The organism is Dyadobacter sp. 676 (assembly GCF_040448675.1).
Classification (GTDB): domain Bacteria; phylum Bacteroidota; class Bacteroidia; order Cytophagales; family Spirosomataceae; genus Dyadobacter.
On sequence record NZ_CP159289.1, the window covers coordinates 6,959,556 to 6,980,579 of the forward strand.

The 21,024-nt window shown below is 55.3% G+C and carries 17 protein-coding genes; 12 read left to right on the forward strand and 5 right to left on the reverse strand.

Annotation, left to right across the window (positions count from 1 at the left end; genetic code table 11):
* Window positions 1-173 precede the first annotated feature (173 nt).
* The 6 genes from ABV298_RS30505 (at window position 174) to ABV298_RS30530 (ending at window position 10,880) form a co-directional block, all read left to right on the forward strand.
* A complete protein-coding gene (locus tag ABV298_RS30505) occupies window positions 174-2,090 on the forward strand; it encodes a SusC/RagA family TonB-linked outer membrane protein (RefSeq protein ID WP_353719894.1) in 1,917 nt (638 codons plus the stop codon).
* The gene (locus tag ABV298_RS30510; RefSeq protein WP_353723273.1) at window positions 2,087-3,517 is read left to right on the forward strand and encodes a SusC/RagA family TonB-linked outer membrane protein; all 1,431 of its coding nucleotides are present in this window, start codon (window positions 2,087-2,089) and stop codon (window positions 3,515-3,517) included. The genes ABV298_RS30505 and ABV298_RS30510 overlap by 4 nt, the downstream gene beginning before the upstream one ends.
* Before the next feature lie 13 nt (window positions 3,518-3,530).
* Window positions 3,531-5,177, forward strand: a complete 1,647-nt coding sequence (locus tag ABV298_RS30515) for a RagB/SusD family nutrient uptake outer membrane protein (protein WP_353719895.1) — start codon at window positions 3,531-3,533, stop codon at window positions 5,175-5,177.
* A 69-nt stretch (window positions 5,178-5,246) separates the two neighbouring features.
* Entirely contained in the window at window positions 5,247-8,258 is a 3,012-nt protein-coding gene (locus ABV298_RS30520) for a PVC-type heme-binding CxxCH protein (RefSeq protein WP_353719896.1), read from the forward strand.
* A gap of 6 nt (window positions 8,259-8,264) precedes the next feature.
* The gene (locus tag ABV298_RS30525) at window positions 8,265-9,617 is read left to right on the forward strand and encodes a neutral/alkaline non-lysosomal ceramidase N-terminal domain-containing protein (RefSeq protein ID WP_353719897.1); all 1,353 of its coding nucleotides are present in this window, start codon (window positions 8,265-8,267) and stop codon (window positions 9,615-9,617) included.
* Between the two features lie 30 nt (window positions 9,618-9,647).
* The gene (locus tag ABV298_RS30530) at window positions 9,648-10,880 is read left to right on the forward strand and encodes a polysaccharide deacetylase family protein (protein ID WP_353719898.1); all 1,233 of its coding nucleotides are present in this window, start codon (window positions 9,648-9,650) and stop codon (window positions 10,878-10,880) included.
* Between the two features lie 59 nt (window positions 10,881-10,939).
* On the opposite strand, the gene ABV298_RS30535 is transcribed toward ABV298_RS30530, so the two are convergent.
* The gene (locus tag ABV298_RS30535) at window positions 10,940-11,314 is read right to left on the reverse strand and encodes a helix-turn-helix domain-containing protein (RefSeq protein ID WP_353719899.1); all 375 of its coding nucleotides are present in this window, start codon (window positions 11,312-11,314) and stop codon (window positions 10,940-10,942) included.
* Window positions 11,315-11,442: 128 nt separating this feature from the next.
* On the opposite strand from ABV298_RS30535, the gene ABV298_RS30540 reads away from it, so the two are divergent.
* Window positions 11,443-12,231: an SDR family oxidoreductase gene (locus ABV298_RS30540; RefSeq protein WP_353719900.1), complete on the forward strand. Its 789-nt coding sequence runs from the start codon at window positions 11,443-11,445 to the stop codon at window positions 12,229-12,231.
* A 121-nt stretch (window positions 12,232-12,352) separates the two neighbouring features.
* Here ABV298_RS30540 and ABV298_RS30545 read toward each other — a convergent pair whose 3' ends face one another.
* The 3 genes from ABV298_RS30545 to ABV298_RS30555 are packed head-to-tail and all read right to left on the reverse strand — an operon-like array spanning window position 12,353 to window position 14,067.
* Window positions 12,353-13,012: an OmpA family protein gene (locus tag ABV298_RS30545; protein WP_353719901.1), complete on the reverse strand. Its 660-nt coding sequence runs from the start codon at window positions 13,010-13,012 to the stop codon at window positions 12,353-12,355.
* Between the two features lie 19 nt (window positions 13,013-13,031).
* Complete coding sequence (locus ABV298_RS30550; RefSeq protein ID WP_353719902.1) at window positions 13,032-13,862, reverse strand: tetratricopeptide repeat protein; 831 nt, start codon at window positions 13,860-13,862, stop codon at window positions 13,032-13,034.
* A 10-nt stretch (window positions 13,863-13,872) separates the two neighbouring features.
* On the reverse strand, window positions 13,873-14,067 hold the full coding sequence (locus ABV298_RS30555; RefSeq protein WP_353719903.1) for a hypothetical protein: 195 nt from the start codon (window positions 14,065-14,067) through the stop codon (window positions 13,873-13,875).
* 232 nt (window positions 14,068-14,299) lie between these two features.
* Here ABV298_RS30555 and ABV298_RS30560 point away from each other — a divergent pair, with 232 nt between their 5' ends.
* The 3 genes from ABV298_RS30560 to ABV298_RS30570 all read left to right on the forward strand — a co-directional run bounded on the left by ABV298_RS30560 (window position 14,300) and on the right by ABV298_RS30570 (window position 16,102).
* Complete coding sequence (locus ABV298_RS30560) at window positions 14,300-14,752, forward strand: hypothetical protein (protein ID WP_353719904.1); 453 nt, start codon at window positions 14,300-14,302, stop codon at window positions 14,750-14,752.
* Window positions 14,753-14,870: 118 nt separating this feature from the next.
* The gene (locus ABV298_RS30565; protein ID WP_353719905.1) at window positions 14,871-15,110 is read left to right on the forward strand and encodes a hypothetical protein; all 240 of its coding nucleotides are present in this window, start codon (window positions 14,871-14,873) and stop codon (window positions 15,108-15,110) included.
* A gap of 29 nt (window positions 15,111-15,139) precedes the next feature.
* Window positions 15,140-16,102, forward strand: a complete 963-nt coding sequence (locus ABV298_RS30570) for a manganese catalase family protein (RefSeq protein WP_353719906.1) — start codon at window positions 15,140-15,142, stop codon at window positions 16,100-16,102.
* A 137-nt stretch (window positions 16,103-16,239) separates the two neighbouring features.
* Here the strand turns inward: ABV298_RS30570 and ABV298_RS30575 are convergent, their stop codons facing one another.
* Window positions 16,240-17,154, reverse strand: a complete 915-nt coding sequence (locus tag ABV298_RS30575; RefSeq protein ID WP_353719907.1) for an isoaspartyl peptidase/L-asparaginase — start codon at window positions 17,152-17,154, stop codon at window positions 16,240-16,242.
* 331 nt (window positions 17,155-17,485) lie between these two features.
* Between ABV298_RS30575 and cphA the strand changes: the two genes are divergently transcribed.
* Together cphA and ABV298_RS30585 are read left to right on the forward strand one after the other, a co-directional pair.
* On the forward strand, window positions 17,486-20,137 hold the full coding sequence (gene cphA, locus ABV298_RS30580; protein WP_353719908.1) for a cyanophycin synthetase: 2,652 nt from the start codon (window positions 17,486-17,488) through the stop codon (window positions 20,135-20,137).
* A 1-nt stretch (window position 20,138) separates the two neighbouring features.
* Window positions 20,139-21,005, forward strand: coding sequence for a cyanophycinase (locus tag ABV298_RS30585; protein ID WP_353719909.1), 867 nt, complete (start codon window positions 20,139-20,141; stop codon window positions 21,003-21,005).
* Window positions 21,006-21,024 lie beyond the last annotated feature (19 nt).

The window sequence follows — 21,024 nt, forward strand, 5'->3', positions numbered from 1 at the left end:
AATAAAATACCTGCTTCTCTGCAAAAAAAGCCAACGATGCTTGCTCCATCGTTGGCCGGTTGTCCCGATGAACGGTCCGCCGGACCGCCGGGAAATTTTTGCCCGAATTTTTACCAACACGAACAAAAACGCTCAAAAGTATGAAACAACCCAGAGTTTTACTATTCCAATGTATGAAAATATCGTTGGTTCAGATCTTTCTGTCATGCGCCTTTCTCGGTGTCAGCTGGGCGAATGATTTGTCCGCACAGGAGCTGCTAAGCCGCCGGCTTACCCTGCACGTGAAGGACAAAAAAATCAAGTCGGTGCTGAAAGAAATCGAGGATGCGACCGACGTACGCTTTTCTTACAGTCCGCATCTGATACAGGCCAGCCGCCCGGTTTCCATCTCGGTGGAAAACGCGACGCTGGCGCTTGTTTTGAAACAGCTGTTCGAGCCGCTGGACATCGGCTACGATGTCTCGGGTCGTCAGATTATCCTGAACCAGGTTGTGAAACCTGTCCCTGAACGATCGGAAAAAGCCGGCTTTCCGGCCGACCGCCGGATCGAGGGTACCGTGACCGACGACAAAGGCAGTCCGCTGCCCGGCGTCAGCATTATGATCAAAGGAACGAGCCAGGGTGCCATTGCCAACGACTCGGGCGCATTCAGCCTTACTTTGGGAGACGAACATACTACATTGGTATTCAGCTTCGTAGGCTATCAGAGCCAGGAGGTTACGATCGGTTCGGAAACCAGGCTTACCGTTTCCCTTAAAACCGATTCGAAAGCGCTGGGAGAAGTGGTAGTAATCGGGTATGGCACACAAAAGAAAACATCCGTTACAGCAGCCGTTTCGACGTTGAAGGGAGAGGAAATCGCCGCCGTACCGATTACCAACCTCAGCAACGGGCTGGCCGGGCGCGTGGCGGGGGTTATCGTTAAACAGGGCTCCGGTGAACCCGGGCGCGATGGCTCCAACATTTACATCCGGGGAGTGTCGTCTACCGGCGGAAACCAGCCGTTGCTGATCGTCGACGGGATTCCCCGCAGCTTTCAGCAGCTCGATCCCAACACCATCGAAAGCTTCACGGTATTGAAAGACGCCGCGGCGGTAGCGCCCTATGGTGTAGCCGGTGCCAACGGGGTTGTACTGGTTACGACTAAAAGTGGCAAAACAGGCGCGCCGTCGTTAACGTATAACGGCTACGTTGGCTTTCAAAACCCTACGGCTATGCCCAAATACCTTTACGGCTACGATTTTGCAACCCTCAAAAACGCAGCGGCCCGATACGCCGGACTGCCGTTGCCCTATTCCGACGAAGCCCTGCAAAAGTTTCGCGACCGGTCCGATAACGACGCCTATCCGACCGAAAACGTCGTGGACGAGCTGGTAAACAGGAATGCCGTTTTGACCACCCACAATATCGAGGTATCCGGAGGTGCCGAGCGGATCCGCTATTATACGGCCCTCGGCTACCAGTCACAGGCGGGAATGTGGCCGTCGACCAACAACCGCCGTTTCAACCTGGCGATCAATCTCGAAGCACAGGCTACCAGGACCACCAGACTGTTTTTCAGCGTCAACGGCCGCATTCAGAAATCGAGCTATCCTTCCATTGGCACTTCCCGGATTTTCGAGCTGATCGGCTATGCGCACCCGGCTAACGGGCCGCTGCTTTTCAGCAATGGTATGAACGGCACTTACGTTACCGGAAGCATTTACAACAGCGGCTACCAGCGCGTCAATACCAGCAGTCTTTTCTCCCAAATATCGGTAGAACAGGAACTTCCATTCCTGCCCGGCCTGAAAGCCAAGGGAACCATCGCCTACGATCCCAGCCAGGTGATGGACAAAACCTGGACCACGCCCGTACATTTGGCCACCATCAATACCGCTACGAGGCCCTATGTGATCACCGACGGTATTTTCGGGCAAACCCAGTCGTCCCTCAACCAGGTTTACAACCTCAACCAGCAGCTTACCTACCAGGCCAGCCTTAATTACCAGAAAACGTTCGGTAAAACGGGATCAGTCTGCTCGGCGTTTTTGAGGCCAAAGCCAACTCTTCTTCCCTGCTCGGAGCCTCACGGCGCAACTATAATCTGAATATCGACGAGATCAACATGGGCAGTTCTAGTCAGGCCGATATGACTACGAGCGGCTCGTCGGCCCAGGCCAGGCAGGTGGGGCTCGTATACCGGGCCACGTACGATTATGCGGACAAATACCTTGTCGAAGCCAGCGGGCGCTACGATGGAAGCTACTATTTCGCCCCGGAGAACCGTTTCGGTTTTTTCCCCGCCTTCTCGCTCGGCTGGCGCTTATCGGAAGAAGGGTTTATCAAAAACAACTTCAACTGGATCGACAACCTGAAATTGCGCGGCTCGTATGGCGAGGTGGGCGCATTGGCGGGAAGCGCATTCCAGTATATGAGCACTTACGGCGTTGCCGGCCCCGCATATGTGCTGGGCGGATCGGCCGTGCAGGCGGTACGGGAGCGCAACGAGCCCAACCCGAACATTACCTGGGAAAGGGCCAAAAAGACCGACGTCGGTATCGAAGCCAGCCTGTGGAGAGGCTTGCTGAATGTAGAGGCGGACTTCTTTTACGAAAAACGCTCCAATATGCTGGTAAACCCCGACGTGATCGTGCCTGCGGAATATGGCATCGGGCTCAGTCAGGTCAATGCGGGCATTATGCAAAACAAGGGGGTCGACCTGTCGGTGGGATCTTCGCGGCGCATTTCCAAAGACCTGCGCGTTTCACTCTCCGGGAGCTTCACCTATGCCGTCAATTCGCTGCTGCAGGTATTTGAGGCATCGGCCACTTACGATAATCCGAACCGCAGGCTTACCGGAAAGCCATTGGGAACGCAATTCGGGTTTAAATCGCTGGGATTCTTTCAGTTGAGCGATTTTGACGAGAGCGGCAACCTTAAACCCGGTATTGCGATACAGCCGTGGGGCAAAGTCCAGCCGGGCGACATCCGTTACGAGGACATCAACCGTGACGGGAAGATCAATGACGACGACCTGACGCGCATCGGCGATGCCGTGGCGACACCGAGGATCATTTATGGCATTGCCCCGGCCGCACAATACAGGTCCTTTTCGCTCGACCTCCTTTTCCAGGGCGCGGCCAAAACGAACTTTTATTACCAGAACGACGCCGCCTGGGCATTTTTCAATGGTATGGGTGCATTGGAAGACAACCTGGATTACTGGACGCCCGAAAACCCCAACGCGCGCAATCCGAGGATCACCGCCGCCCCGACGACTAACAACACGCAGCGGTCGTCCTTCTGGATGGGCAATGCCTCGTACCTGCGCCTGAAAAGTGCCACGCTCGCGTTCAGATTGCCGCAGCCGGTTTGTGAGAAGATCCGGATGAAAGATGCCCGCATTTATGTATCCGGGCAAAACATTCTGACCTGGACGAAAATGCGCAATTTCGACCCGGAAGTGAGCGAGGTCAACGGCCGCAATTATCCGCAGCAAAAAGTAATGGCAATCGGCGTCAATGTTACATTCTAACACCTATCCCGAAATGAAACCGAAAATCGCTTCTATCCTGACACGGCACCTGCTGATGATGATTTTGACGGGATGCTGTCTTGCATGCAACAAATTCCTCGATGTGACCCCCACCGACCAGATCCCGGACGAGGGCGTGTGGGCCGACACCAGGACTGCCGATCTGTTCCTGAACAACGTCTATTCCGGCCTTCCCGGTCCATTCAACACATTCGATCCGGTCGAAAACTTCACCGACAACGCCATGAACGGCGTAAACGGACAGCCGAGCCGGGTGTTGTATGCCAATTCGGTGTACACTGCCAGCAACACTCCCAACAACTGGGCACAGTATGCAAATATCCGCAAAGCCAACCTCTTCATCGAAAAGGTAACCGCATCCGCCCTGGACGAGACCTGGAAAAAACTGCGGCTGGCGGAAGCCCGCTTCCTGCGGGCTTACTACTACCAGTTGTTATGGACTTATCACGGCGGCGTACCGATCATTACCAATACCCTCAACCAGAACACGCAGGGTGAAAACATTTTCAGGCCCCGAAACACCGATGAAGAGACCTACAAATTCATTGTCGACGAATGCGCCGCCATTGCGCCCGACCTCCCGCTGAAAGCCGAAGCCGGCAGAGTTTCCAGGGTTGCTGCGCTGACGCTCAAAGGCTGGTGCGAGCTGTTCCATGCCAGTCCGTTGAAGAACCCGTCGAATGAAAAAGTCCGGTGGGAAGCCGCCGCCGCTACCAACAAACAGGTGATCGATCTCGGTTCCCACAGCCTTTTCCCCGATTACGAAACGATGTTTTATGAGGGCAATAATAATAATCAGGAGGTCATTTTTGCGAAACAGTACCTGGGCGGAACGGCTTTGGGCGCAGGCAGAGAGGGCTTGCAGGGCCCCTGGATCGTCGGCGGCGTGCAGCGTGCTTACGGCGGTGTGGATCCCACGCAGGAGCTCGTCGACGAATATGCCATGGCCAATGGCCTGCCTATCTCCGATCCGCAATCGGGCTACGACCTTCAAAAGCCTTATGTAAACCGGGAAAAGCGGTTTTACCAGTCTATTATCTATGATGGTTCGACATGGCTGGGTAGTGAAATGGTAATGAAACAAGGGGTTGGTAGCCGGAATGCAACGGATTTAAGTAATACCAACGAAGCTACGAACACCGGCTATTATCTTCGCAAAGGGCTGGACCCGAAATATGCGGTGAACGGCAATCACATGCTGAGTAGCGCCAACTTTATCATTTTCCGTTACGCCGAGGTCCTGCTCAGCTATGCGGAAGCCCGGAACGAGGCATCCGGGCCGGACGCGTCGGTATATGAAGCCGTCAACAAGGTAAGGGCACGTTCCGAGCTACCCGCATTGAAAGCAGGCCTCTCGCAGGCGCAGATGCGTGTCGCGATCCAGCGCGAACGGAGGGTCGAGCTCGCATTCGAGGAAAAGCGGTGGTATGACCTGATCAGGCTGAAAGCGGCCGAAAAAAACCTGAACGGAACGCTGCATGGCATACGCATCGATCAGGTTGGCGGCAAGTGGGTGTATACGGTAATTGCCGCGCCCGACGGTTCACGCACATTTTATCCCGAGAAAAATTACCTTTTCCCGATCCCGCAGTCGGCCTTGAACCAGAATACAAAGCTTACCCAGAACCCGAATTACTGACATTCCGAACCCTCATGCGTCCGATCGGATGGTCGGACGCATGGCTCAAAAACAAGCGAGTATTTACCAATGAAAAATACCAAACTGATACGCATTTTGGCGGGTGTGGCGATTTGCTGCGGCATTTTCGTTGCGGCGACAGAGCGGACAAATGAATATTCCCGCGAGGTGAAGCCGGAAGACGCGCTTGCCACTTTCGAGCTTCCCGAAGGTTTCCAGATTGAAATGGTTGCAAGCGAACCGATGATCTCGGACCCGGTAGCAATGGAAATCGACGAGAACGGGCTCATGTACGTGGTCGAAATGCACGGCTATCCGCTCGACAAAAGCGGTACCGGCAAAGTCCGCATCCTGCGCGATGCCGATGGTGACGGAAAAATGGACAAATCCGTCGTTTTCGCCGAGAATCTGGTGCTTCCGACGGGCATTATGCGCTGGAAGAAAGGCGTGCTCGTCACCGATCCGCCCAATGTGCTTTATCTGGAAGACAAAGACGGCGACGGCCGGGCGGATACCCGTGACACACTCCTGACGGGCTTCGCGATGTCAAACCCGCAGCACAACTTCAACAACCCGATCCTGGGTATCGATAACTGGATATATCTCGGCCATGAGCCTGCTGTGACCACCAAAACGTTTCAAAAGGAATTCGGCGATCGCGGCGGGGAAATCTTATACCCAAAAATGGCGGATAGCCCCCGGTTACCTGAAAATGGCCTGGGGCGAGGCGTACGTTTCCGTCCCGACACAAAGGGGCTGGAAGTATTGAGCAGCTACACGCAGTTTGGCCACACGTTCGATCGATGGGGACGTTACCTGCTCGTAAGCAATGCGAATCCGGGTTATCACGAAGTAATCGCCAACCGTTACCTTCTGCGAAACCCCGATCTGCTGGTTTCACAGGTGACGCAAACGTTGTCGGACCATTCCCCGGAGGTATTTCCCATTACTAAAAACCCGCTCCACCAGCTACTCACCGATGTCGGCGTTTTTACTTCCGCCTGCGGTATAACCAGCTACCAGGGCGGATTGTTTCCGGCTCCCTACGACAGCGTGGCATTTGTGGCCGAACCGGTCAGCAATCTGGTACATGCCGACGTTATCCGGGACAAAGGCGCGAGTTTTACGGCGAGCCGCCTATTTGACAAGAAAGAATTTCTCGCTTCGACCGATTCCTGGTTCAGGCCGGTAAATATGTATATCGGCCCCGATGGCGCCTTGTATGTCGTGGACTATTACCGACAGATTATCGAACACCCCGAATGGATGGCCGACAATGTGATAAAATCGGGAGCGCTTTACAATGGCCGCGACATGGGCCGCATTTACCGCGTTGCGCCCAAAGGTACACCCCGGGCGACATGGTCCGAAAACGTCGGCCTCGATGCGATGACCGACGCCGGGCTGATCGCGAAGCTGGCCGACGGGAACATCTGGTGGCGCCGTAATGCACAGCGCCTGCTGCTCGACCGTCGTAACCAGGCCGCGGTGCCGCTGCTGCGGGCGATGCTCGCCGGTGGCGACCCAAAGGGGCGGTTGCATGCGTTATGGACCCTCGAAGGCTTCGGAGCGCTGAATGCCGACGATCTGGCGGGCGCGCTTAAAGATCCCGAGGCGGGCGTAATCGAAAACGCTGTAAGAGTTGCGGAGCTTCATCTGCCGCGTTCCCCCCGGCTGAAACCGGCACTGACGGCACTCGCCACCCATCCGAATCCGAAAGTCCGTTTCCAGGCACTGCTGGCATTGGGGGAAATCCAGTCGGAAGATGCGTTGAAAGCCCGTGAAACCATTCTTTTCAAAGACCTGCACGACCCTTGGGTACAGGTTGCGGCACTCACTTCCAGCTACGGGAACGATGCCCTGTTTGCAGAAACTTTGAAACGCTACAAAGCCGGAAACGAAGCTTATGCCTCCCTCGTGCAGCGCCTGAGCACATTGACGGGCGTGCGTGGCGACGCCGCGGCGATACGCTCGTTTATACGGAAGGCATTGGGGCCCGCGGCGGTTCATGGCTGGCAGGCACCGGTATTACGCGGATTAGCCGAAAGTCTGAACAAAAAAACAGACCTTAGCGCACTCACAGCCGAAAAGGCGCTATTGCTCGATGCGGCATTTAAAAACCCGAAGGCGGACGTAAGGCAAGCAAGCATGCTTCTGCTGCGAAAAACCGGCCTCCCTGCCGGTCCCGAAACCCGGGCGGCCATTAAGACCGCCCTGCAAACGGCGTCGAACAAAAACGCAGCCATCGAAAAACGGACGGAAGCCATTCAGTTTCTTTCCTTCGAAAATCCTGCCGAACATACGGAAATGCTGAAAAAACTGGTGGTACCGAGCGAACCGCGCCCTGTACAAATGGCTGCGTTGAAAACCCTGGGCGCGATACCCGACGAAACCGTATGCCTGCTGCTTCTGGAAAGATGGCCGTCGCTGACGCCCGATGTACGGGAATCGGCGATCGGGTTCTTTACTGCCGGCGAAAAACGCATTACGCTCCTGCTCGATGGCCTCGAACAAGGCAAGATAGACCGTGCGAGCATTGGATGGCCCCGCAGCGTTTCGCTGATGGCACAGCATAACGAGGCGCTCCGCAACCGCGCCCGACAGCTGCTGACGCAAAAAGAAGGTCAGCGCGAAACGGTAAAACAAGCCTACAAAGGCGTTATGGCCCTGTCGGGAAACGCTCAGGCAGGCAAAACCGTTTTCGATCAAAATTGCTCAGTGTGCCACCAGATCGGTGGTACCGGTGGCGTGGCATTCGGCCCCGACCTCGGTACGATCCGCAACCGCCGCCCCGAATCGATCATGGGCGACATCCTCGACCCGAATTTTTCCATTGCCGACGGTTACGACCTCTGGCAGGTCGAACTCAGCTCCGGCGAATCGGTACAGGGACTGATATCGAGCGAAACACCCTCCGCCCTTACACTTTCCAACTATGGCGGGCAAAAACGGGTAATCGCCCGCAAGGACATCAAATCACTGAAAACACTGGGCATGTCGAGCATGCCGGTAGGGCTCGAAGCGTCGATCGATCAGCAGCAAATGGCCGATTTACTTGCCTTCATTAAAAACGCAAAATAACCAGCGATGAAAAAGCATAACCAGGCAGCCGGCGCCGCCCAATCCATTGTCACATTTCTTCCTGTCCGCCTTTCGGCCATAATCATTTTGTTTTTGCTGATGATGAATGCCCGCGTCCCGGCGCAGGGCTTCAAAGCCTCGGTCGTTAAAATCGACATTACACCCGGCACGCCGCAAATGCTGCTCGGTTACCAGGCGCGGAAATCAACCGGCGTCCACGACAAAATCTATCACCGCATCGTTGCGATGGACGACGGGCGCAGCCAGTTTTTTATTATATCGACGGACATCTGCCTGATTTCGCCATCCCAATACGATAAACTCGCCGAGAGGCTTCAAAAAGAGTTCAAAATCGATCCCATGCAGGTTTGGTGGTCGGCCACGCATACGCATTCCGCGCCGGAAGTGGGCCCTCCCGGCCTCCCGGCGGTATTTCTGGGCGAACGGTACAAGCATGATTTCGACGTGCCTTATACCAACCTCGTGGAACAGCGGATCGTTGACGGCATAGCCGAAGCCCGGCGCAAGCTCGCCCCGGCCCGCATTGCGGCCGGTTGGGGCCATTCGAATGCCAATATTAATCGCAGGGCCAGGGAAGTGGATGGCAAAACCAGTCTGGGAATGAACCCCGACGGCCCTGTCGACCGCGCCATTGGCCTGCTCCGGCTGGAAAGAACCGACGGAAGCCTCATGGCGCTCATAGCCAACTATGCCATACACGGAACTGTCATGAGCGGACAAAATCTGGAAATCAGCGGTGATGCGCCGGGTGTCGTATCCGAATATGTCGAACAGAAAACAGGAGCTCCGCTGCTGTTTATCAATGGGGCTGCCGGTAACATCGCACCGATTTACAGCGTTTACCCCAATCCTCAGGCGGGGCGGCTGAACCAGTTCAAGGCCATGCTTGGGGAAAAGATCATCGATGCGAATAAAACCATCGCTGCCGGTACCGCGGAAGTGACGCTGCGATTCGGCGGCATCACCGTCGAGACACCGCGCAAAAAGGACCTCGGCTGGCCGGCTGATCTGGAAAAGTATACCCGGACTACGAAAACCGGCGAAAACCTCGTGAAACTGCCCGTTCGTTTTTTGAAAATCAATGAAGACATTGCGATCTGGAGTGCGCCGTTGGAATTGTTCTGCGAGATCTCAAACGACGTCCGCAGCCAATCGCCCTTCCCCTACACTTTTTACTTTGGCTATACCAACGGCTGGCTGGGCTACCTCCTCGCCGAGGACGAAATCAAATATGGCGGGTATGAAACCACCGTGTCCCCCTATGCGCCCGGTGCTGCCAAAAACCTGACCGACGCCGTCGTCAACCATCTCCACGGCTGGCTGCGTTCGGCGAAATAGCTGAAAAAACTGACATTTAATTTTACCTCTATGACACGCAAACTACTGATCCGAAACCTTGTTCTTCCCTACCTGATTTTGGGTGGGGTCACCGTACAAACGGCTGTTTCCCAACACTTCAAATGGCCCGAGGGAAAGAAGATGGCCATCAGTCTCACCTTCGACGATGCACGCGGCAGCCAGGCAACCGCCGGCGTTCCGCTGCTCAACGAGTATGGCGTCAAAGGAACGTTCTATCTTGTGCCGTCGGCTGTCAAAACGCAGCTGGAAGGCTGGAAAAAAGCAGTTGCAGCGGGGCACGAAATGGGCAACCATTCGCTGCACCACCCGTGCAGCGGCAACTTCGTCTGGTCGCGGGAAAAGGCGCTGGAAACCTACACCCTCGACAAAATGCGCACCGAGCTGACGGAGACCAACCGCCAGATCCGCAACCTGCTCGGCGTGACGCCCGTGTCATACGCATACCCGTGCGGGCATACCTTCATCGGTCGCGGACGCGGGACCCGGAGCTTCGTGCCGCTTATATCTGAAATGTTCGTCAGCGGCCGCGGCTGGCTCGACGAAGCTCCGGTAGACCCTTCGTATTGCGATTTCGCACAATTGACGGGTATGGAAACCGACGGCAAGGACTTCGAACAAATACTTCCGATCATCGACGCAGCGCGAAAAGCAGGGCAATGGCTCGTACTGGCCGGACATGAAATGGCCGATTCGGGCCCGCAAACCACCCGTCTGACCATGCTTCGTAAACTCTGCGCTTATGCCAAAGACCCCGCCAACGGCATTTGGATCGCCCCGGTAAGTGAAATCGCCGCATATGTAAAATCCGTCCGCGACACGATCAATATCCCCGAGCTCGTCGCTCCCGATGGCAGCGGTACATTATATCTGACAGCGGAAAACGGCAAGGGCGTCGGCCCCAGGATCGAGTACATGCCCCGGTGGAAGGCCTTCGGATGGTTCACGTCGGCCGATATGGTCGAATGGGAAATCGAGGTTGCTAAAACCGGCAACTACGACGTAAACCTGGAATGGTCCGTCGACGACAAGGAGGCGGGTAAGGCGTTCGTTCTGGAAGCCTCAGGCACTTCGCTTCGGGGGCAGGTAGAGAAAAGCGGCGGCTGGGAGCGTTTCAAAAGCAAGTCCGTCGGAAAGGTCCGTCTGGACGCAGGCATACAAAAGATCAAGTTCCGGCCCGACAAAGTGTTTAACAATGGCGCACTTGCGGATCTGCGGAAAATCGTACTTACGCCTGTCGACTAGCAATGGCGTCATCGCGCTTTCGTTGCTTTCAGGGGCAGGTTCGCCTGCCCCTGGTCAAATCACGCCGGTCCCGCCGGTGCGTTAATGCCCTTCGCTATCAGCGAGCGCAGGCGGTCCTGGTGCTGGTCGCCCCATTGCCCGATCGCCGCTATCAACGGTATCAGGGTCTCGCCGAAATCCGTCAGGTAATATTCAACCCTGGGCGGGACTACCGGGTAAATAACCTTTCTCACCATTTCGTGACCTTCCAGCTCCTTCAACTGAACGTTCAGCACGCGCCTCGATGCACCGGGGATCTTTCGTTGCAGTTCGCTTGGACGCCGGAAGCCCTCGCTGATAAACCACAGTAGCCGCATTTTCCACTTGCCATAAAGCGCTTCTCCAACCAGGTCGAGCCCGCAATTTAAATCGGGCAATATTTTTCTTTCATACATAGTATAAAAGTAGCGCTATGTGCGGCCCGGTTCAATACGGGATAAATTTATCCCTATCCGAATCGTAATTCCGTACTTGCCGGCCAGCCCAATCGTCCGGAATTTTGCCCGAACAAATCAGCATTACAATGGCTTTCAATTTTGAAAATGAGTTGGAGGGTAAAATAGCCCTCGTGACCGGAGGCAGCAAAGGCACGGGCAAAGCCATTGCCGAACGATTGGTCAGCGCCGGTGCGGTGGTGATTATTACCGCAAGAAATAAGCCGGAAGAAGAGGTTACGGGTACAGTGTTTATTGCCGCTGATCTGAGTGAGCCAGAGGGCGCCGCAAAGGTCGCCGATGAGGTATCGCGAAGGTTCGGCAGGCTGGACATACTGGTCAACAACATGGGCGGCTCCGATACACCCGGAGGCGGTTTTGCGGCACTCACCGACCAGCATTGGGAGTCGACCATTCAAACCAACCTGCTGGCGCCGGTGCGATTGGACCGCGGCTTTTTGCCCGGCATGCTGGAACGCGGCCATGGGGTTATCATCCATATTGCCTCCATTCAGGCGACATTACCGCTTTACGATTCCACGCTGCCTTACGCGGCGGCCAAAGCCGGCCTCGTCAATTACAGCAAGGGGCTCTCCAAGGAGGTCTCGCCGAAAGGTGTACGGGTGCTCACCGTTTCGCCCGGCTGGATCATGACCACAGCGGCGACCCGAATGATGGAACGCCTCGCCGAAAGCTCCGGAAGCTCCGTCGAACAGGCTACGCATGGCGTAATGGACGCCCTCGGAGGCATTCCCGTCGGCCGACCTGCCCGACCGGAGGACGTGGCCGAGCTTGTTGGCTTCCTGGTTTCGCCGCGCGCCGCCTACCTCACGGGTACGGAATACGTGATAGACGGCGGCACGATTCCCACAATCTAGGCCATATTTCCCCTCAGCAAAGACCGAACTTGGTTAACGCACGTCTGCAAAAACGGCTTTTACCCTGATATCACGGAAAATTGCAGGAAGGATCATTGTTGCGATGCCGGTTAGGACGGAACTATTTTAGTTCCCCCTTTTCGGCATCCTTTTTCATCTCTTCGTTGGCGTAGATCGCGAGCTCCACCCGCCGGTTTTTCTCCCTGTTTGCCTCGCTGTCGTTCGGAAATTTCGGTTGCGACTCGCCGTACCATTTGGTATTGAGCCGAGACGCAGGAAGATTCCGCGATTCGAGGTAGGAAGATACCGCCCTGGCCCGGCGCTCCGACAGTTTCATATTATATTCGTCAGAACCGGTATCGTCCGTATGCCCTTCGAGCAGGATCTGGGTATCGTCGTATTTGCTCAAAATACCTGCGACTTTGTCGAGCTCCTGCTTTGCTTCGTTACTCAGCTCGGCCGAATTGAGTTTGAAAAGAAGGCCGGAGTTGAATGTCAGGTTAATGCCTTCACCCACCCTTTCGACGGTTGCATCGGGAATGGCTTGTTTGAGTTCTTCGGCCTGTTTATCCATATGCCTTCCAATAAGGTAGCCAGCCGAACCACCCACCGCCGCTCCGATCAATGCGCCTATGGCCGTATTATTTCCCGTAAGTTTGCCGATGGCAGCGCCGGCTGCCGCACCGCCCGCGACCCCGATGCCGGTTCCTTTCTGAGTACTGTTCAGGCTCTTGCAACCCGTTAAAAATGCCAATGCTACTATTACTATATTCTTTCTCACTTTCGGTCGGTTTATTCTTTTATTCGCAAATCATGCTGGACAACAAGTCGAGCTGTAAATTTCTTAACCCTAATTCCAGCGCTTTCTTCATATCCGCGCAAAGGGTATGTTTCTCCTGTTTTGTCATTTTTCCCGACAACTCCTTGATGTCGGTCGTTCCGTACTTCTGCTGAATCTGCTTCAACCGGGCCTCGGTCCTGATCTGGTAGATTTCAAGATCATTTTTACCCAGGTCCAGGGCCTTGTCATAAGCCGCAAAAGCATCGTCGTAATTGCCCGTTTTGACCATCATATCGCCCTTCTGAATATAGAATGCAGGATTATCCGGATCGAGTTCGATCGCTTTGGTCAGGTTCGTGTCAGCCGCGGCGAGCATGTTGAGCTGAAAATCCAGATGTGCCAGTCGTGCGAATATTGTGGCCCTGGCCTTGATATCCTTATTCTTTCCTGTGAGCTCGATAATCTTTTGCAGGTCGGCCTTCGCATTTTCGGCCTGTCCCAGGTTGCTGTACGCATAACTCCTTGCGTAATAGGCCATCACATTCGTTTTCTTGCTTGCTTTGATCGCATTGTTGGCCGCTGTTATCGCCGAATCATATTGTTTCAACCCGTTCGAAGCGATGGCCAGCCCCACGTTCCCTTCTTCTTTGGCGTCTTTTGTAGAGCAATTTTTGAGAACATTTGTAAAAGTGTCCCGTGCCTCCCGGTATTGCCCCTGATCGTTCTGCTTGTTCCCGGCCTCGACCTGCCGGAAGCATTTGTTCGACATGGTTATAAGCTGCTGGGCCCGCAACGTGGCCGGGGCGAGCATGATGCAAAGGATAATGTTCTTCGTGTTTATGATCTTCATCTGAAACATACTATATCCGTAAACCGGAAACCGGAAACGCCGGCAGTTCCCCGGCAATTCTTTCGTCTGCCTTCGAAGTCGCCGGAACCGGGTTCAGCCGCGAAGATAGCGAAAACCGGCCGATACGCCGCCGGACTGCCCGATGTGATAGCGGATTTAGCTTACCGGCAATGCTGTTTACGATCGGCGTGGTTTCGTTTTTCATGTCGGAAGCGTTCACTCTTCCTTGCTTATCGCACCGGACGCCTTGCAGGTGGCCGCATGTTCCGAAGTCATTGATCATCTGCGCCGTAGCCGGAAAGATTTTGGGGGTTCATAAATGCCGATTGCAAGCCCGGAACCGGGGGCGCTGGTTACTAACTGTGCCGGCGAACCCCGCTGGCATAATTTTGTGCGGGAGGCGGCGATTTTGTGCAACTTTTAAAACCTGTAATCACGTGTGTCTGCATCGCATTATCCGGTTAACCTGCGCGTCGGCGGTTGCCACCTCGGCCATGACGGTATTCAGTTATGCCCTTTCAAAGGTTTGTAAGGCGAATTATCGCGAGCCGGAGCTTCTTTCCGGCATTTTCAGCGAAGAAACGCCATCCGCAAGCGCGCCGCAGCAAAAGCGACGGGGCTGGATGGCTCATTATCTGATGGGAATTTTCTGGTCGCTGCTGTATGAAACTGCCGTCGGTAACCGCAACAAATCGGGCAAAAGTGTGGTTTTCGGACTTGGCAGCGGCATCATCGCCGTCGCGGCGTGGAAGCTGGCGCTCGGCAGGAGCCCCCGAACGTCGCAACGCGTCGAGCCGTCGTTTTTTCTCCAACTCGTTCCCGCACATGTGGTGTATGCGCTGGCACTCGAATATGTGAAGCCGAAATGCCCCGTCCCCAAGTCTGTGTAATTAAATCTACGCGCCGGGTTCCTACGCCCATGCTTCATCAACGGACAATGCGGCAGCGCTTCTGGAACGGCTTTTTACAAGCGGCCGAAATTTTTCTTTCACTTCAAACAGTTTTTTTATGGACATTACCAAAAATACCGGCCATCAGGAAGGGGACGTGGCGAAGGCCATCGAATCACAAACCGCAAAAATCCCCTCGGACGCATTCCTGTGGACATCGGTCGCATCCATGGGCGTCTCGCTCGCATTCAAACTGGCGGGCCACAAGCATACCGCGCTCTTCATCGGCCAGTGGGCCGCGCCATTTCTCCTGCTGGGGATTTATAACAAGATCGTCAAGACGCAGGGACACGATTAATCCTTTTATCCACCTAAAAACCAAATCCCATGTTCCATCACGTAAAAGAACTTCAGTTCAATGCGAGAGTCTCACGGCCCGACCCCAAATTCGCCCGCCTGCTGCTCGAACAGTTCGGCGGCAGTAACGGCGAACTTAAAGCCGCTATGCAATATTTTGTGCAGGCATTCAGCTGCCGGTATCCCTATCCCGACAAGTACGACCTCCTGATGGACATCGCCACCGAGGAGTTCAGCCACCTTGAAATCGTAGGTGCTACCATACAAATGCTGCTCAGCGGCGTCAACGGCGAACTGAAAGACAATGCCGACGAATCGGAAATCATGAAGTTGCTCGACGGCAAAGCGGCGAAAGAGGATTTCATCCATGAAGCGATCGTCAATCCGCAGTTCGGCGTACTCTCGGGCGGAGGCCCCACCCTCACCGATAGTAACGGCACGCCTTGGACGGCCGCCTATGTAAACGCCAACGGCGATCTGACCGTCGACATGAGATCGAATATCGCGGCCGAGTCGAGGGCAAAAATCGTTTATGAATATCTGATGAAGTTTACGGACGACCCGGCTGTGAAGGAAACGCTGCGTTTTCTGATGACGAGGGAAATCGCCCATTACCAGATGTTCGAGGCGGCGCTGGCCACCATACAGCCAAATTTTCCGCCGGGCGTATTGCAGGGCGACCCGAGGTACAGCAACCTGTATTACAATATGTCGAACGGTTCGCAGGTGCGTGGCCCGTGGAACGAAGGCAGCAGCACGCAACTCGGCGAAACCTGGCAATACATCGAAGACCCCGTCCAGCAGGTACGCGACTCCAACGGCCTAACCGAACTGTCCCCTACCGGTACTTTCCGTACCGAAGAGGAAGTAACAAGGCTTAACGAAACGCTCGGCAAGCAACGGAGTGAAGAGATCGCGAGCGCGACCCGGGAGATCGACATGCAATGGAGCACCTACACCAAAAACGGAGGTACCATTGTCGATGAAATGTGAGGAATAGCCGCGATATCCGTCCGGTTGAACAGGCTTCGGCACCTTCCGAAGCCTGTTTTATTTTAAACGTGCCAACCCGTAAACCGACTAGCCTCCGCATACGGGCCGCCTTCGGGGGGAGTCGCCGACCGGCCGGCCTAACCGATAGTCGCCTCAGGAAAAGTAATAGCCGTGCCGCGGCGGCCGTCGCTCTGCATCCAGCCTCTGGGCATTGTTGCACAATTGGCGGTCATTTCGATTTTTCCCGTACGGTCGATGGCGATCATGCCGCCCTCGCCTCCGAGAGCGGTCAGTTTTTCGTTGATTGCAATCCGGCAGGCTTCTTCCAGAGAAATGCCCCGGTAACGAAGCATGGCCGAAACGTCGTAAGCGCTGACAAGCCGTATGAAGTATTCGCCGTCGCCGGTGCAACAAACTGCACAAGTCGCATTGTCGGCATAGGTACCGGCCCCGATCACCGGGCTGTCCCCTACCCGTCCGAATCGCTTGTTCGTCAAACCGCCGGTGGAACTGGCGGCCGCCAGATTTCCGTGCATATCGCGCGCAACGGCGCCTACGGTATCCGACGGTCGGGCAAAACGCTGCATTTTCGCATCCAGCAGCTGACGGTATTTTCCGGGAGTCGAAAAGTAGGACATTTCTTCAAGGGCAACGCCTGCCCGGCGGGCATAGTCCAGCGCCCCCTCGCCCGAGAGGAGCACATATTCCGACCCATTCATGACGTTATGTGCCAGTAAAACGGGATTGCGAACGTGCCGGACGGCCGCCACTGCACCCGCTTCGTGCGTTTTTCCGCACATGATCGCCGCATCCAGTTCATGGACGCCGTCGAAGTTAAAAACGGCACCCTTACCCGCATTGAATAACGGATCGTCTTCCAGCGCCATCACCGCATTCCGGACGGCGTCCAATGCGCTTCCGCAGTGACGCAAAACCGAATACCCTGCATTCAATGCCCTGTTCAACCCCTCATGATATAATTTTTCCAGCTCGGGCGTCAGCGCGGAGGCATCCAGCGACCCGGCGCCACCGTGAATAGCTATACAATACATAGACATGACTGAATAAAAAACGCATTTCGTCAAATGAGGCGGTAACCAGCAAATTACTTACCAGATGCGCTCCGCCCCGTACGCCCGGTCGCCCCGTGTAAACCGCTCCTCAAAGTGCGACTGTTTTTTATTTTAATACAAATTCTTGTTTTAAGACAATTCATTAATAATCAAAAGAATGCGACAATTCCCTTCGTTCCGCATGGCGCCGGCTGCCCTTTCCCACCGGGCGTAAAAAGTCTCTGGCACAATTATTACTATGGTGACGCGAAATTTTTAATCCCGTCTCAAAAAACCTGATTTACCCAATGCTCCAAGAGCAAACCACACAATGGAAATAGTTGAGATACGTTGCCTGCGGGGACCAAACGTCTGGTCGACCCGTAAGTACAAGTTAGTGGTCGCGACGCTGGACCTGGAAGCCTATGAAGAGCTTCCTACCAACCAAATCGACGGATTTTATGAGCGCCTGAAAATGGCCATGCCGAGTTTGCATAGCCATCACTGCTCGGAAGGCCATGAGGGTGGCTTCTTCGAGCGCGTCAAAGACGGGACCTGGATGGGCCATGTGGTGGAACACATCGCCCTCGAGTTGCAGACACTGGCCGGTATGGACTGCGGCTTCGGCCGTACACGCGGAACAGGCCAGTACGGCGTATACCAGGTCGTATTCCAATACCAATGCGAGCGGGCCGGTATTCTGGCTGCGGAAAGGGCGGTAGCTATGGTCGTTGCGCTCGCCGAAGGGCAACGTTTCAATGTGCAGCACACGGTCAACGAGCTGCGGACGATATTTTACCAGGACAAATTCGGCCCCAGCACCGACTCGATCGTCAGCGCCGCCCGCGCAAGAAATATTCCTGTTATCCAGCTCAACGACGACAGCCTGGTGCAGCTGGGCTACGGCAGCAGGCAGCAGCGCATCGAAGCCACGCTGACCCAGCGCACCAGTTATATGGCCGTAGAGCTGGCAGGAAACAAGTTTGCCTGCAAAAAGGCCCTGTCGTCGGCGGGAATACCAGTGCCGGAAGGTGCTGAGGTAGCCAGCGAAGAGGCGCTCCTCGCCGCCGTTGAAGAACTCGGATTTCCATTGGTTGTGAAGCCGCTGGACAGCAATCATGGAAAAGGCGTTACTACCAACATCAAAGATACCCACGCGGCGCTCGAAGCTTACAACTGGGCTATGCTCTTCTCCGGCAAAGTTGTAGTAGAAAGATACGTACAGGGGGCCGACTACCGGCTGCTGGTAATCGGTCACCGGCTGAAAGCGGCTGCGAGACGTATACCCGCCTCCGTATTCGGCGACGGTGTGTCCACGATCCGCGAGCTCATTCACCAGACCAACCTGGACCCCAGGCGCGGGGAAGGGCACCAGAACCTGCTCACCAGTATTGCCATCGACACCGCCCTGGATACGCATCTCGGGAGTTTGGGACTGACGCTGGATTCGGTAGTGCCATCGGATCAGCAGGTGATCGTCAGCGATGCAGCCAACCTGAGCAAAGGCGGAACATCCGAGGATGTAACCGATGCGCTTCACCCGGAAATTGCCCGGATGGCCGAACATATATCCAGGATCGTCGGGCTCGACATATGCGGCGTGGACATCATGGCAACGGACGTTACGCAACCCCTGGAACACTCCGGAACGACGGTGATCGAGGTCAATGCGAGCCCCGGTTTCAGGATGCATCTCAGTCCGCTGGCCGGCAAGCCGCGTAATGTCGGGGCCGACGTCGTGGACATGCTGTTTCCGGCGGGCGCCAATGCCCGGATCCCAGTGATCGCCATCACAGGAACGAACGGCAAAACGACCACGACCCGGCTTACGGCGCACCTCATGGGCCAGCAGGGGGATTGTGTAGGCTACACTACTACCGACGGCGTTTATATCGACGGGCGGCTGATAGAACAGGGCGATTGCACAGGCCCGGAAAGCGCGCATAAGATTCTGACCAACCCGACAGTCGATGTGGCTGTACTGGAAACTGCCCGCGGCGGGATATTGCGTTCCGGTCTGGGCTTCGATCAATGCGACGTGGGGGTAATTACCAACATCGCCTCCGACCATCTGGGAATGAATGGCATACAAACGCTGGAAGACATGAGGCGCGTGAAAAGTGTGGTTGCGCACGCGGTAAGGCCCGGCGGTTATGCCGTGCTGAATGCGGAGAACGAACAATGCGTAGCTGTGGCCGGCGAACTGGATTGCAACGTCGCATATTTTAGTATCAATCCTTCCAACGAGCACGTGCTTGCGCACACCTGCGAGGGATGCCTGGCATGTGTGTATCAGGACGGCTATATCACTATCATCGATGCCAACGAAACCATTCGGGTCGAGCCGATTGCGAACATTCCGGCGGCATTCGGGGGAAAATGCCGATTTATGATCGAGAATATCCTTGCCGCCGTACTGGCGGCTTATTGCCAGGGTGCGCGGCTTTCGAATATCAAAAAAGGCCTGGTTACCTTTCAAATCTCCGACCAATCCACGCCGGGCCGACTCAACCACTTTCATTTCAGCAATTTTGAAATGGTCGTCGATTATGCCCACAACCCGCACGGGCTGCATGCGTTGGGGCAATACCTGGAAACCGTAGAGTCGTCGGGCAAGCTAGGCATTATCACCGGCGTCGGCGACCGCCGCGACGAGGACATCCGCGAGCTCGGCAAAGTGGCAGCTACCTATTTCGATGAAATCATCATCCGTGTCGACGACGATCTCCGCGGCCGCGACGAACAGGAAATGGTGGGACTGGTGCGCCAGGGAATTCTGTCGGTCAAACCGTTTTGCAGGATCCGGGTAATCGGCAACGAGCTCAAAGCCGTCCGTTTCGCGATCAAACATTCCCGCCCGGGACAGCTCATCGTGCTCCTGAGCGACAAGTTCAGGGATTCGATCGCGCTGATTAAAAAGTTCAGGCAACTGGAAGGCCGGTCGCGCCGGGCCAAACCAATGCTGGCTGTTACTGCTGATTAACATGGCAAAAAACGATAAAAAACCAAAAGGAAAGCTGATCGCCATTGGTGGCAAAGAAGCCAGGAGTCCGGACGAAGGCATGCTGGCAGGGAGCAGTGAAAATGCGGCCTCCAATGGTGGCAGCATACTCAACCATGTGCTGGCCGAAATGAACGGACGGGAGTCGAGGATCGAGATTTTAACGACCGCCTCGGAACAGCCTTCGGAAATGGCGGAAATGTATATTAAAGCATTTGAAAAACTGGGGTGCACGGATGTTGGTATTCTGGACCTCGACGGCCGGAATGTCGACAGCAAACAGGCACTGGAAAGACTGTATGCTGCCGACGGCCTGTTCATCACCGGCGGCGATCAGGCACGGCTGATGGAAAAGCTTCGCGGCAGCGAATTTCTGAAAACCATCGAACAGCGTTACCAAAACGACAATTTTACCATTGCAGGTACCAGCGCGGGTGCAATGGCGCTCTCCGGCGTTATGATCAGCGAAGGCGAAAGCACCGAATCGCTCTTGAAAGGCATTGTGGAGCTATCGAAAGGATTCGGCCTTCTGCCCGATGCGGTTATCGACACGCATTTCATGAGCCGGGGAAGATTTTCCCGCCTTACGGAGGCCATTCTCATGCACGAAGGGTACACCGCCCTGGGCATTTGCGAAAATACGGCGCTGGTCGTCGGCGAGGGCGGCTTGCTGCGCGTCATCGGCGCGGGAGTGGTGATGGTGCTCGAAGCAGGCCATGTCAAAACCACGAACTTCCGCGAGGCGAAGAAAGGGCAGGCGATTTATGTCGAGAATATACAAATCCATATTCTGGCACAAGGGGCTATGTATTCGCTTTCTGAAAAGAAATTCCTGCCCCCGAAAGCATGAACGGTCCCGGCCTTGCGAC

Bases quoted from the DNA above. Each gene is read 5' to 3' on its own strand.
- ABV298_RS30585 (WP_353719909.1), top strand. From the start codon at position 20,139: ATGGCAAAAAACGATAAAAAACCAAAAGGAAAGCTGATCGCCATTGGT.
- ABV298_RS30525 (WP_353719897.1), top strand. From the start codon at position 8,265: ATGAAAAAGCATAACCAGGCAGCCGGCGCCGCCCAATCCATTGTCACA.
- ABV298_RS30575 (WP_353719907.1), bottom strand. From the start codon at position 17,154: ATGTATTGTATAGCTATTCACGGTGGCGCCGGGTCGCTGGATGCCTCC.
- cphA (WP_353719908.1), top strand. From the start codon at position 17,486: ATGGAAATAGTTGAGATACGTTGCCTGCGGGGACCAAACGTCTGGTCG.
- ABV298_RS30540 (WP_353719900.1), top strand. From the start codon at position 11,443: ATGGCTTTCAATTTTGAAAATGAGTTGGAGGGTAAAATAGCCCTCGTG.
- ABV298_RS30535 (WP_353719899.1), bottom strand. From the start codon at position 11,314: ATGTATGAAAGAAAAATATTGCCCGATTTAAATTGCGGGCTCGACCTG.
- ABV298_RS30515 (WP_353719895.1), top strand. From the start codon at position 3,531: ATGAAACCGAAAATCGCTTCTATCCTGACACGGCACCTGCTGATGATG.
- ABV298_RS30530 (WP_353719898.1), top strand. From the start codon at position 9,648: ATGACACGCAAACTACTGATCCGAAACCTTGTTCTTCCCTACCTGATT.
- ABV298_RS30565 (WP_353719905.1), top strand. From the start codon at position 14,871: ATGGACATTACCAAAAATACCGGCCATCAGGAAGGGGACGTGGCGAAG.
- ABV298_RS30570 (WP_353719906.1), top strand. From the start codon at position 15,140: ATGTTCCATCACGTAAAAGAACTTCAGTTCAATGCGAGAGTCTCACGG.
- ABV298_RS30555 (WP_353719903.1), bottom strand. From the start codon at position 14,067: ATGAAAAACGAAACCACGCCGATCGTAAACAGCATTGCCGGTAAGCTA.
- ABV298_RS30505 (WP_353719894.1), top strand. From the start codon at position 174: ATGAAAATATCGTTGGTTCAGATCTTTCTGTCATGCGCCTTTCTCGGT.
- ABV298_RS30550 (WP_353719902.1), bottom strand. From the start codon at position 13,862: ATGAAGATCATAAACACGAAGAACATTATCCTTTGCATCATGCTCGCC.
- ABV298_RS30520 (WP_353719896.1), top strand. From the start codon at position 5,247: ATGAAAAATACCAAACTGATACGCATTTTGGCGGGTGTGGCGATTTGC.